The sequence below is a fragment of the Dyella sp. genome, from assembly GCF_035503745.1.
Taxonomy (GTDB): Bacteria; Pseudomonadota; Gammaproteobacteria; order Xanthomonadales; family Rhodanobacteraceae; genus Dyella_B.
The window spans coordinates 174,631-187,245 of sequence record NZ_DATJTC010000008.1 but is presented as its reverse complement, the minus strand read 5'-3'; the positions used below and the strand labels follow the sequence as shown (position 1 = coordinate 187,245).

General features: G+C 64.8%; 6 protein-coding genes. 3 read left to right on the top strand and 3 right to left on the bottom strand.

Annotated elements, in window-relative coordinates:
* Positions 1 to 19 precede the first annotated feature (19 nt).
* The 3 genes from VME63_RS03160 (at position 20) to VME63_RS03150 (ending at position 3,399) form a co-directional block, all read left to right on the top strand.
* Positions 20 to 691 carry a pilus assembly PilX family protein gene (locus tag VME63_RS03160; protein ID WP_325430145.1) on the top strand — a complete coding sequence of 224 codons (672 nt, stop codon included), beginning with the start codon at positions 20 to 22 and terminating at the stop codon, positions 689 to 691.
* Positions 692 to 794: 103 nt separating this feature from the next.
* Positions 795 to 2,969 carry a pilus assembly protein gene (locus tag VME63_RS03155; protein ID WP_325430143.1) on the top strand — a complete coding sequence of 725 codons (2,175 nt, stop codon included), beginning with the start codon at positions 795 to 797 and terminating at the stop codon, positions 2,967 to 2,969.
* A gap of 10 nt (positions 2,970 to 2,979) precedes the next feature.
* Positions 2,980 to 3,399 (top strand): type IV pilin protein, encoded by a 420-nt coding sequence (locus tag VME63_RS03150; protein WP_325430141.1) that lies wholly within the window; start codon positions 2,980 to 2,982, stop codon positions 3,397 to 3,399.
* A gap of 16 nt (positions 3,400 to 3,415) precedes the next feature.
* Here VME63_RS03150 and recD read toward each other — a convergent pair whose 3' ends face one another.
* Genes recD through recC form a run of 3 tightly spaced genes read right to left on the bottom strand, consistent with a single transcriptional unit; the run spans position 3,416 to position 12,526 of the window.
* A complete protein-coding gene (gene recD / locus VME63_RS03145) occupies positions 3,416 to 5,389 on the bottom strand; it encodes an exodeoxyribonuclease V subunit alpha (protein WP_325430139.1) in 1,974 nt (657 codons plus the stop codon).
* The gene (gene recB, locus VME63_RS03140) at positions 5,379 to 9,035 is read right to left on the bottom strand and encodes an exodeoxyribonuclease V subunit beta (RefSeq protein ID WP_325430137.1); all 3,657 of its coding nucleotides are present in this window, start codon (positions 9,033 to 9,035) and stop codon (positions 5,379 to 5,381) included. The genes recD and recB overlap by 11 nt, the downstream gene beginning before the upstream one ends.
* Positions 9,032 to 12,526, bottom strand: coding sequence for an exodeoxyribonuclease V subunit gamma (gene recC / locus VME63_RS03135; protein ID WP_325430135.1), 3,495 nt, complete (start codon positions 12,524 to 12,526; stop codon positions 9,032 to 9,034). Before recC ends, recB begins: the two co-directional genes overlap by 4 nt.
* Positions 12,527 to 12,615 lie beyond the last annotated feature (89 nt).

Here is a 12,615-nt window from a genome sequence, read left to right as displayed (position 1 = left end):
GGCCAGGCAAGGATGCCGCATGAAAGAATCATCAAGATCAACATCCGCGTACGCACGGCGCACGCCGACGCGCCGTCAACGCGGCTCGGCGCTGATCGTGGCGTTGATCTTCCTTATATTGACCAGCTTGTTGGCGATCAGCGCATGCGAACGCTCGTTGCTGCAGGAGCGCATGGCGGGAAGCTTGCGCAATGCGCAGCAGGCCCAGGCGAGCGCGGAAACGGCGTTGCGCGGGGCGGAGTACAAGATATGGTCCGTCGCCAGTCACGCCGGTGTTCGGCTTCACTGCCTGGACGGCGCCATTTCCCATGACGATGGTTGCGTGATCTACCGTCCATCCAGCGCGCCCTACCGCGCCGGGGGTGCGGTGACTCGGTTTCTATCCGCGCAGGGCTGGTTGCCCGGTGTTGGCGTGACCTATACCGGTACAACCCAAGGCGGCTTTACCCGCAACAGCGCGCAGCCGACGGCCAGTCTGGCCAGGAATCCGGTGTATCTGATCGAAGACCTTGGCAGCGAGGCGCCGCCGGGTGCCGATGGCTTGCGCGAATCGGGAAGCACCGGCCCGAACAACGACGATCCCGCTGCGGGGAGCATGCACATCTATCGCATTACCGCGCGCGCCACGGGCGGCAACCCGAACGTCGTGAGCGTGGTGCAGAGCACCTTCGATGCGCCGGCCAGCCACTGATAGCAGCATGCTCATGCGACTCATCTCATTCAAGCAAATGTCCCTGCATCTCGCGGCTTTTGCCATCGCCGCGATAAACATGTGTGCGCTTTCGTCATCCCCTGTGGCTGCGTTCACCTCGCAGGCCGCGGGTACGGTCGAACTCAGTCCGTGGCCGCTGGATCGGTCCGGGGATGCATCGAGGGATGCGGTGATCGGTGCCAGTGCGGGCGTTCTTGTCCCCGGCGCGCTGGTATTTGAAGGCGGCTACGACCCATCGGATGGATCGGGCCGGTTGCGTGCGGCGGCGCTGAATGTCGATGGCACGCTTTCACCGGTGCTGTGGGATGCCGCATCGCTGTTGACAAGCGCGTCGGTGACACCGCCCGAGCGGCGAACCATCCTCACCTTAGGCGTGGATGTGGCAACCGGTATCGGTGCCGGCATGCCGTTCGAGCGGGAATCCCACTACGATGCAGCGCAGGTGCGGGGTTTGATGGCGCCTGTACCGAAGGACGTCTACGCCGACACGCTTGAACGGCGCGTCGCCTACCTTCGTGGCGACCGCACCGAAGAAGCTTCCGGCACGATGCGCAGGCGCGGAAATTTGCTTGGCGGCATTGTCGGCTCGCAGGCGGTCTATGTGGGCATGCCCGCCGGCCAGTACGCAAATGCGTGGCCGGCGACAATCCAGGGTGTGCCGGTTGTGTCCCCGGAACTGGCCGCCGATGCGCAAACCTATGACCAGTTCGTCGCGGCGAACGCCGACAGGCAACCGGTCGTCTACATCGGTGCCAATGACGGCATGCTGCATGGATTCCGCGCGCCGGTGCCGCGCTGCCTGATGCACGATGAGGAAAACCATTGCACCTCATACGATCCAGGCACGGATGCGGGCAGGGAGGTCTTCGGGTTCGTGCCGCGTGCGGTCTATGCCCATCTGGGCAATCTCACCAGCGCTAGCGCATGGCACTACGCGCCGACCGTGGATGCAACGCCGGTGGTCCGAGACGTGTTTTTCAGCGAGCAGGGCGAACATGCCTGGCACACATTGCTGGTTGGCGGCTTGCGCCTGGGTGGTCGCGGTGTCTATGCCCTCGACGTCACGCGTCCGGACTCGGCAAGCGAAGCCTATCCCCAGCGCACCGTGCTGTGGGAGTTCGACGCCGATGCCATGCCAGGCACGGCGGCGTCCGGCAACGCCTACAACGCAGCCGACCTTGGCTACACCTATGGCCAGCCCGCGATCGCGCGCCTGGCGAACGGGCGCTGGGGCGTGTTGGTGCCCGGCGGCTATTTCCCCGATTGCAGCAAGCCCGACCAGCCCACCGATTGCGAAGCCGTAGCCAAAGCGGCGCCGGCCGATTTCAGCGCGCTGTTCGTATTGGATGCGCAAACGGGCGAGGTGATGGCCGAACTGAAGACACCCACCGACGTTGCCGGCGTTTCCAGTTACGGCCTCTCCTCGCCCGTGCTGGGCGATTACCAGGGCGATCAGGTTGACGACGTGGCATTCGCTGGCGACCTGGCCGGCAATCTTTGGCGTTTCGATCTTTCGTCACCCGACCCCACGCAATGGAAGGTGACGCTCGCCTACCGGCCGCAGTTACAGGGTGCGCAACCGATCACCGTGATGCCGCGGTTGTTTCCCGATCCGCTCACCCACCGTTTCATGGTGGTGTTCGGCACCGGCAAATACCTGGGCGAAGGGGATGTTGGCGACGACCTGCCGGTGCAGGCGGTCTACGGAGTGAGGGATCGCGTGGATAGCCAAGGCAACCCCGTCACCGTGCCGCACGAAAATCTGCAGGTGCAAACGTTGACCGAGACCGCCATCGCCGACCCGGCGAGCCCGTACGCTGGTGCCACCTTGCGCAGCCTTAGCGCCAACCCGGTGGCCGCCACGGTGGGCGGCTGGTATTTCAAGCTCGATGCGCAACGCGGGGAGCGCGTGGTCGTTACGCCCACTGCGCTGTTCAATACGAATTCGCTGCTGGTCAGCACGTTGGTACCTCACCCTGATGCGCCATCGTCCGGTAGTGTCATGGCCGTCGATGCATTGACCGGCGGCCCTGGAAATGCGCTGCTTGCCGCAGGCAGTGCTTGGTATATAGGCGGCCAGATCGATCACCCGCCAACGGCCGGCACGCTACCGGTTGCGACCGCCGTCGGCGGCGGCAAGTTGCTGCTTCCCGGCGTGCACCTGAAAGGCAACCAGGGCAGCTTGACGTTACCACTCTCGTTCGGCAGTCCCACGTGGCGGCGACGCTCGTGGTCGATATTGAGTCAGGACCCTTGAGGAAAAAGCGATGGATCGCGGTAAAGGATTCACGTTGTTGGAAGTGCTGATCGTGGTGGCCATCGTTGCGATCCTGTTGGTGCTGGCATCAGCGTCGTATCGGCACTACGTCTTTCGTGCGCGTCGCGCGGACGCGCGGCAGATGCTGATGAGCATCGCGCATGCCGAGGAGCGTTGGTACGCCACCTATAACCGCTACACCGACGACCTGGGCAAATTCGGGTACGCCAACGCGTCGTCGTCGCCCGGCGCCAATTATGAGCCATTACTGAGCCTGGACGGTGAGGATGCACAGCATTACGTGGTAGCAGCGCTGCCCATCAATCACCAAGCCGGCGACGCCTGCGGGATGATGACGCTGGACAGCACCGGGAAAAAATCGCCCGATCGCGCGGATGCCACCGCCAATGCGAACGGTCGTTGCTGGTGACGATGGTCGCTTACGCTCAAACCGGCGCCAGTCGATCCGATAGGCCTGAATAACGACGCGTCCGCTGCCCGATCGCCTGTTCCACGCTCGCTTGTCCGGCGAACAGGCTCAACCATCGGCGCGCACGCGTAATGCCGGTATAAAGCAACTCGCGTGTGAGGATCGCCGAGCCTTCGTCCGGCAATACCAGCGCCACGTGTTCAAACTCCGAACCCTGCGATTTGTGCACGGTCATCGCATACACCGTTTCCACGTCGCCGAGCCGGGACGGCAATATGCAGCGAATACCGACGCCTTCATGATCCGCTTCGGCGACCGCGCCATCGCGCGTCATCGGAAATGCCACGTAGAGACGAAGTTCGCCGTCAGGGCCCGGCATGCGCAGCGTTACGCCGACGTCGCCGTTCATCAGGCCCAGGCTGTAGTCGTTACGGGTCATCATCACCGGGCGGCCTTCGTACCAGCCTCGATCGGATTCAATTAGCCCGGTGGCAAGCAAGGTGGCGGCGATGTCGCGATTGAGCCGCTCGGTACCCGCCGGCCCCTGACGCACCGCGCACAGCACCTGGAAATGATTGAACGCCCCAAGCACGTTGTTCGCCCAGCGACGGAAGGTGATGCTGTCGGCGGACGCTGCCGGGCGATGCTGTTGCAGCTGGCCAAGATAGAAGCGGAACCCGTGAGGCTCGCCCTGCGCGGCTTCGATGCCGAAGCGTCCGGCGTCGCCGTTCAGAGCGATCGACGCCAAGAAAGGCGAATTCGCGCCGTCGGCGATCCATGCGATGTCGCCGGCTTGCGCGCCCAACACATCGCGCACGGCGGTGACTTCGCCTGCGTTGACGGCGGCGGCCAAGCGCCCGATGCCGCTGTCGGCACCAAAACGATGGCTGCTGCGCAACATGGCGATGTGCTGATCGAGTGGGCGGGCATCCGCGTGCACGAACGCATCGACGCTGCCCGTACCCACCGCGTGCAGCCAGGCCGCGGTTGGTGCATCGTAATGGCCCTGTTCGGCGCGCTGGCCCAGTTCGCCCAGTACAGCGCCGGCCTCCACCGATGAAAGCTGGTCCTTGTCGCCAAGCAGGATCAGGCGGGCATGGGGCGGCAATGCGTCCAGCACGGCGGCCATCATCTCCAGATCGATCATCGACGCTTCGTCGATCACCAAGACGTCCACGTGCAGGGGGTGACGGCCGTCGTGCGCATAGCGCCGGCTATCCGTGCGCGCGCCGAGCAGGCGATGGAGCGTTTCCACGTCGCGCGGTATCGCGGCGCGGACGCGTTCGCCGACATCCAGCCGCGCAACCTGCGCCGCGATCGACGCGTTGAGCCGCGCGGCCGCCTTGCCCGTGGGCGCCGCCAGGCGCATGCGCAAGGGCGTGTCCTGTTCGCGCAGCTGCAGGGTTTGCAACAAGCCCAGCAGGCGCACCACGGTGGTGGTTTTGCCGGTGCCGGGGCCGCCGGTGATAAGGCTGAAGCCGCCTCGCGCCGCCAAGGCACAAGCAACACGCTGCCAATCGGGCGATGTTTGCGGGGCATCGGAAAACAGGCGTGCCAGTTCGTCGCGCAGCCTTTCAGGCGATGGCACCGCATGCTGCAGCCGCGCGGCGATGCCGCGTGCAACACGGCATTCGTATTCCCAGTAGCGGCGCAGATACACGCGATGCCGGTCCAGCACCAGCGGTGCGTTGGCAGGCTGCCCGTCGGGGCCGGCCAGCAACGGCGATGAGAGGGAGGGTACGCCGGCCAGCATCTCCAGCCATGTGGCGGGCCAGAGTTGTTCCAGCGCAAGATCCGCAGCGGCCTGCAAATCCAGGCATGGGTGACCATCGTCGAGCTGGCGGCTGGCGAGCGCGGCGATCAACAACAGGCACGGCTCGGCGTGTGGATCGCATTCGCCGATGAAGCGCGCAAACGCAAGGTCGAGCGGACGCAGCGTGCGCCGCGCGGCTTCGTCGGCCAGCAGGCTGGGCAGGGCCTCAAGCGGCATCGGCGTGTGCTCCTTGGGCAAACAGGCGATCCATCGCGTCGACCAGCGCATAAGGCAATCGCTCCGCATGTACGCCGTGGCCATGGCCGTCGATGCCGCGCAGATAAAGATAGAGCACGCCACCCACGTGCCGTTCGTAGTCGTAGCCGGGCAGCCGGGCTCGCAATTGGCGGTGCAGCGCGAGCGTGTAGATGGCGTATTGCAAGTCGTAACGCGATTGCAGCGTGACCTGGCGCATTGCAGCCGGCGTGTAGGCGCTGGCGGTATCGCCGAGCCAGTTGGATTTGTAGTCGATCACGTAATAGCGGCCGCCGTGCACCACGATAAGGTCGATAAAACCCTTGAGCATGCCATCGATGCGATTGGGCGGCAGCGGCACGCGCGGCGCGCCGTCGAGGGTGTGGCGGCAGACCAGTTCGTCCAAACGCCGGGTGTCCACGTGATGGGCTTCGAACCAAAATTCCAGTTCGGCCTGATAGCGGCGGTGATCGTCCAGGCTGGCAAGCACGAGGTCTACGCCCTCGGGCGAGGCAAGCGTGGTTTTCAACAGCGCGGGCAGCCATTGCATCAGCGGCGCGATCCACATCTGCCAGCCGCGCCGCTGGCAGCGGCGTGCGACTTGCTGCGCCAGCGCCGAGGTATCGATGGCAACGGAGGCGAAGCCGGCTTCGGCGATCCACTGGAGTACGTCATGCAGGAAAGTGCCGGGTTCGGCGCCGCGCGGAAATGCGTGCATGCCGTAGTCGCCGCCGACGGCGGTCCATGGGGCCGGTTCGCGCGCGGCTTCGGTAAGTACGTCTTGGCTGGCGGTTTCCGGTGCGATTTGCCGCGCGGGTTCATCGTTGCCGTGCGTGAGCGCGCTGTAACTTGCGATCCACCACGCTTCCGGCGCGCGCAGCGCATAGCTGCGCGCCTGATGTTCGCGCGGCGGCTCGCGCAAGGGGCGATAGATACGCATGCCTGCGCTTTCTTCGGCAGGCTGGATGTGGATGTCGCGCAAATCGCCGCGCAGCGCTTCCACATGCGGCATCAGATCGCTGGGTTCGATCAATGTGCCGCCGGACAGCACATAGCCGAGTGCCGAGCGATGCAGCATCGATGCACGACCATGGCCGACCGAGACGCTCGCCACGCCTACCCAGCACGCATGTTCGGCACGGGTGAGGGCGACGTAGAGCAAGCGCAGGTCTTCCTGCAGGCGTTCGCGCTCCATGCGAAGCCGCGTGGCTTCATCGGGCAGCAGATCGATCCATGTGCGACCTTCATCGTCGTGCCAGGGCTGCACGCTGTCCTTGGGCGCATCCTGGAAACGGCTCAGGAAAGGCAGCATGACCAGCGGATACTGCAAGCCCTTGGATTTGTGGATGGTAATGACCTTGACCAGATCCGCCTCGCTTTCCAGGCGCACGACTTGCTCTTCGCCGATGTCGGCATCGCGCTCGCCCACCCGCGCGATGTGTGCAGCCAGATAACGGATCAACGCGTATTCGCCGTCGAGGTTGGCAGCGGCATGCTGCAGTAGTTCGGCCAGGTGCTGGAGATTGGTCAGCGCACGCTCGCCATGGGCCTTGTTCAATAGGCGGGCGGGCAGGTCGAAGGTGTGCAGCAGGTTTTGCAACATGGCCAGCACGCCATGACGCTGCCAGGTGGCTTGCAGCCTGCGGAAGTGCTCGCCGCAAGCTTCCCAATAGGCTTCGTCGTGATTGAGCCGGTCAAGCTCCGCCAGGCTGCGATCCATCGTGGCACTTGCCAATGCGGCGCGCATGGCACGATCAGAACTTGGCATGGCGCAGGCTTGCAGCCACAGCAGCACGTCCGATGCTTCTTCGGCGGCGTAAACGGAGTCGCTTTCGGACAGATATACGCTGGCCACGCCACGTTGTCGTAGCGCCTTGCCGATACATGCCGCTTCCTGCCGTCGACGTACCAGCACGGCGATGTCGCGTGGCCTGAGTGGCGTTTGCATGCCTTGCGCATCGACAAAATGGCAACGCCCATTCTGTGCGGCCTCGAGCAGATCGACAATGCGCGCGGCGGCATGGCTGCTGGCCACTTCCATGTAAGCCCCGGTGCCCATCGGTTTGTCACCGGCAAACACTTCCAGGTGCATCGGCGCCAGCGGTTGTCCATCGCGCAGTAGCGTTCGCTGGGTGCCCGCCGCATCAATGGGGTGGAAGGACAGTTCATGCCCGCCATGCCCGAACGCGAACGCGCCGAAGGGCCATTGGTCGGCATGCTGGAAAATCCGATTGACCGCCGCGACCAGCGGCTTGGTCGAGCGATAGTTGGTGCTCAGCGTCCACGACGGCGACTGCGCCGCGTCGCGTGCCTGCAGATAAGTGTGGATGTCCGCACCGCGGAAACCGTAGATGGCCTGCTTGGGGTCGCCAATCAGCAGCAGGCTGACCGGCGTACGGTCGGCATAGATGCGCTGGAAGATGCGCCACTGCAGCGGATCGGTATCCTGGAATTCGTCGATCAGCGCGGCGGGATATTGTGCGGCGATGGTGTCGGCCAATGCCGCACCGTGTTCGCCGTGCAAGGCGATGTCCAGCTGGCGCAGCAGATCGTCGAAGCCGGGTTTGGCCTGGCGCTGGCGGATCTGCTCCACGCGCTGGGCGACCCACGGTAACGCATGCGCGAGCAGGATCGGTGCCAGCGGCGGCTCGGCGTCCCAGGCATCGAGCAATCGCTGGATGGCTTCGAACGCGGCATGCGCGGGAGGCGTGGCGCCCTTGCTGGCGGAGCCGTCGAGCTTGGCTTGCGTGTAGCGTCTTAGCATCTCGCGATCCGCTTTCGCGCCGTTTGCCCATGCATGCAACACAGGCAGCTCGTTCGCCACGGTTTCCGGTTTGAAGATGTTGTTCTTTAACACCTTGGCCTGTACGGCCTCGCGCAGCAGGGCGTCGATGGCCTGTGCATCCGCCGACCACATGGCACGTGCGGCTTGTTCGGCCGAGTGGCCCGGCGCTTGATGGTGGTGCAAGGTTTCCGCCAGGTTTTCGACCATGGGCAGGGGCCGACCCTGAATACGTACGTGGGAGGAAGGCAAGCGAAGCAACGGCCTGATCGTGTTTTGCAGTGCTTGCGGGCTGCTCCATTGCGTCGCCACGGAGGCGGCTTGCACCTCTTCCAGCGGGGCGTAAAAGCAGCGCCAATAATCGCGTACGGCTTCGGCGAGGCGAGCGCTTTCGTCTGCGATCTCATCGACCGCATCATTGCCTTCGAGGGCGTGCTGCGCCAGCATGCGCTGGCTCCAGCCGTGGATGGTGTAGATGGCGGCCTCATCCATCCACTGCGCGGCCAGCTCCAATCGACGCGCGGCGGCCGCGCGTGCGTCGGGGTCGGGATATTCGTCGAGCAGCCGTTGCAGGTAGTCATCCGCGTTCTGCTGGCCTCGAAACGCGGCAGCAGCGTGGGCGAGGCGTTCGCGGATACGTTCGCGCAGCTCCGCCGTGGCGGCGCGCGTAAACGTTACCACCAGAATCTGCGCCGGCAGCTGCGGCGCCTGTCCGCCATGGCCAAGCACCAAGCGCAAATACAACGCGGCCAAGGTCCAGGTTTTCCCGGTGCCGGCGCTGGCTTCGATCAATTGAATGCCGCGCAAGGGAAGTTGCAGCGGATCGAGTGGCTGCATCGCGCTCATGCACCGTCCTCCAGTTCGGCCGAGTCCAGCAACGGACGGTAGAGCGACAGCCAACGCTCGAACCCATCGGTCTGCAGCGCGCCGAAATGCCGCCAACTGCGGGCGAGGCAGGGGTCGCGATGGACTTCGCCGCCCGGTGCGCCGGGCAGATCGCTGCCTTCGTAGCATGCCTTGGCCGCTTCGGCGGGAGGTTTCTCGCCGCGCTCGGCGATTAGCCAGGCAAAGGCGGTGCGGCGAGCGATCGGCAAGGGCGCTTGCATGCCTTGCCGCCAGGCATCGAGCAGGGCATTGAGTAAGGCGGCGGCATTGTCGGCTGCCATGGCGCGCAATGCCACCGTGCCATCCGGCGCGAAGAAATGGGTGGACAGGTGCGTGCCGCGGGCATTGGCCAGAAGCTGCAGCACCCAGGGTTGCAGCAGCTTGTCGTAGCGGATGGACTTGCCCTCGCGCACGTTGCCGGCCATGGGCAGCAGACGTACGAGGGTACCGTCGTCGCCGCCGCGCAGATCGCCGAGCCAGCCCTCCAGCGTCACATCACCATGTACGTATCGCAATTCCAGCGCGGGCTGATGTCGGGGCCAGTGCGCATGGGCCGTCTGCCAGCGTTGCATAATGCGATCGACGTCGTTGCCCAGGTCCTTGACCAGCAAGGTGCCGAAGCCGCCGGAGGGCAACGTGCCCTGCTGGCGCAGCCGCTGCGCGCTGGCGAGCACGGTGCCTGCTTCGTGTCCGTCGATGGCCAGCGCGCTTTGCAGCAGTGCGTCGGTGGCGGCGTAATTTTCCAGGCCATCCAGGGCGAAGGGTTCGTCGTCATCCGGGCCAAGTTCAGTTTCGCCGAAGCGCACTTTCAGGCGATCGCCGTAGAACGTGGCGACTGGCTTGGCGAGAAAGCGCTGCAATACGCCGATATCCAGCGTGGACGGCGCCTGCCATGCATCAAGCGGCGCGTTGCCGGCGTTTGGCGCGCTGCGACGTGCAAGCGCCCATTCCGTAGCATAGGTAAACAGCGGCGACGAAGCATCGCCGGTGAAATAGCGCGCACTGAAGGGTTGCAGTGGATGGATGGTGGTGATGGAGTCCAGCACCTGTTTATGCGCATTCGCACCGTCCGCATCGTCGTCGGGTCGGCGCCAGCCGCTGGCGAGGTAATCGCGCAGTTGCCCCACCAACACCGACGGCGGCAACTCGCTGTTGTCGCGCACGCTGTGGCCCACCCAGCTGATGTGCAGCGCATCGCGCGCCGACAGCAAGGCTTCGAGAAACATGTAGCGATCGTCTTCGCGCCGCGAGCGATCGCCGGGGCGATGCTGGCCGGTGCGCGCCATCAAGTCGATATCCGAGGGCGAAACGCGGCGCGGATAGTCGCCGTCGTTCATGCCAAGCAGGCACACCACGCGGAACGGAATGGCGCGCATGGGCAGCAGCGTGCCGAAATTCACCGCGCCGCCCATGAAGCGTTGCGAAAGATGGTTCTGGTCCACCGACTGCAGCCAGTCCTCGCTGACCACGGCGATTGGAAGGGCATGCGTGAAATCCGCTTCATGGCAGGCGTCGAGCCACGTGTCGAGCGCATCTTCCAGGCGATCGATGCGCAGCGTGTCGGCATCGTCGCCGCGCGTATCGAACGCATCGTGCAGCAGGCGGCGCAGGCGTTCGCTCCATTGCAGCGGCGTGGCGGGCGTCCCCAGCAGCTTCCAGTAATGGGCCAGCATGTCCAGCAATTGGCTCAGCGGACCGAGCAGGGTGGCGTCAAGGCCGCCGACTTCAGCGTAAGGGGCGATACCCTCAAGCGACGGTGCGTCCCCGGCCGCATAGCCCAGCAGCATGCGCCGCAGGCCGAACAGCCAACTGTTTTGTTCGTCGGGCGGTAAACCCAGCACTTGCTTGTGTTCGCCGTCCAGGCCCCAGCGGATGCCCGATTCGGTAATCCAGCGACGCAGAATGGGCAAGTCCCCGTCCGCGATGCCAAAGCGTCGGCGCAGCGATGGTACGTCCAGCAGATCCATCACGTCGCTGGCGGTGAGGCGCGATTGGGCCAATGCCAGCAGATGTTCCAGCGCCACCAGCAACGGCGATGCGCCACGCCCCGGCTGATCGGCCACGCTATAGGGAAGGTAGCGCGGATCCTCCGGTGCGATGCGGCCGAACACGGCCTGGATGTGCGGCGCGTACGTGCGGATATCCGGCACCATCACCATCACCTCGCGCGGCGCCAATGGGCGGCCTTCGCGCGCGGCGCGTTCGAACAAGTCGAGCAGCCGGTCGTGCAGAATTTCCACTTCGCGCTGCGGGCTGTGCGCGACGTGAAAGCGCAGTGAACGGTCGTCGGCAAGCAGCGGCTTGCGTGGTTGCGCTGCTGTAGGCGCGGCTTCGAGATCAAGCACAGCCTGTTGCACCTGATGCAGCAACGAATCGCTGCCGACGTTCTGGAACACATCGATGCTGCGCTTGATCGAGGCAAACCGGTCGCGATAACGCGCGGGCTGGTCGAAGGCATCGAGCTGGCGGATGAAGTCGCGCCCCTGCTTGCCCCATGCTGCCAACAACGGATTGGCGTGCAGGTGCAGGTCTTCGTAACGTGGTTCCTGTGCGGTGCCGGGTTTGCGGGCGTGGCGGCGCTGCTCGGCCATCAGCAGTTCGCGGTCTTCGATGATGTCCGCCCAATAGTGCCGGCACGGATTGGTGACCAGCATCAGCACCTGGCTGATGCGCGCCAGTGCAGTGAGCGCTTCCAGCACCTGCTGGGGCAGCGATGTGATGCCGAATACCACAATGCGTCTTGGCAATGCCTGTGCGTGCACGTGCTCCGTTTGCATATGCCGCATGAAATGCCGGTGCACGGCGGCGCGATGGCTGTCGCGTTGCGCCTGCGGTACATCATCAAGCAAGAGCCGCCACAGTCGCGGCTGCCAGCGCTGCGCGGAGGGCAGCTCCACCACGCGATTGCGCAGGCTGTCGCGCAGCACGTCGTTGCGGTGCTCCCAATCCTCCAGCCAGTCGGCGCGAAACACCTGGTATTGATCGAACAGATCGGCCACTTGCAGCGCCAGCCGATAAAGCCGGCGCCAGTCATCGACCTGGCCCAGCATGGCGCGCAGCGGCGCAAAACCCGCCTCGCCGATGTGCCGCGGCAGTAGGCGCAATAGGCGCCACACCAGGCGCGATTTGTCAAAAGGCGAGGTCGCCGGCACCGCCGCATCGCCCAGTGCAGCCCGATACGCCTGCCACAAGAAGCGTCCCGGCAACTGCATCTGTACCGCTGCACTGATGCCCAGCCCCCCGGCCTCCATCGGCCGGGCCAGCGCCAGCTTCAACCACTGCGCAATGCCGTTGCTCTGCACCAGCATCACTTCGTTTTCCAGCGGCTGCAGTGGCGCCCGCTGCAGCCAGGCAGCCAGCAGGTCGCGCAGGTCTTCCTGGCGATTGCCGTGAATCACCATCAGGCCGGGTTCGATCGGAATAGGGCTGGGCGCTGTGTACGGTGTGCTCACGGGTGATGGCGCTGGCAGGGGCTCGCGGGCCGTCCACGATTCGCACGTGGAATATGAACAAGTTTGCCTGATTCATGTCGCAGGGTGTG

What these genes read in the sequence shown, in the direction of transcription:
- VME63_RS03160 (WP_325430145.1), top strand. Translation starts at nt 20, where the DNA reads ATGAAAGAATCATCAAGATCAACATCCGCGTACGCACGGCGCACGCCG.
- VME63_RS03150 (WP_325430141.1), top strand. Translation starts at nt 2,980, where the DNA reads ATGGATCGCGGTAAAGGATTCACGTTGTTGGAAGTGCTGATCGTGGTG.
- recD (WP_325430139.1), bottom strand. Translation starts at nt 5,389, where the DNA reads ATGCCGCTTGAGGCCCTGCCCAGCCTGCTGGCCGACGAAGCCGCGCGG.
- recB (WP_325430137.1), bottom strand. Translation starts at nt 9,035, where the DNA reads ATGAGCGCGATGCAGCCACTCGATCCGCTGCAACTTCCCTTGCGCGGC.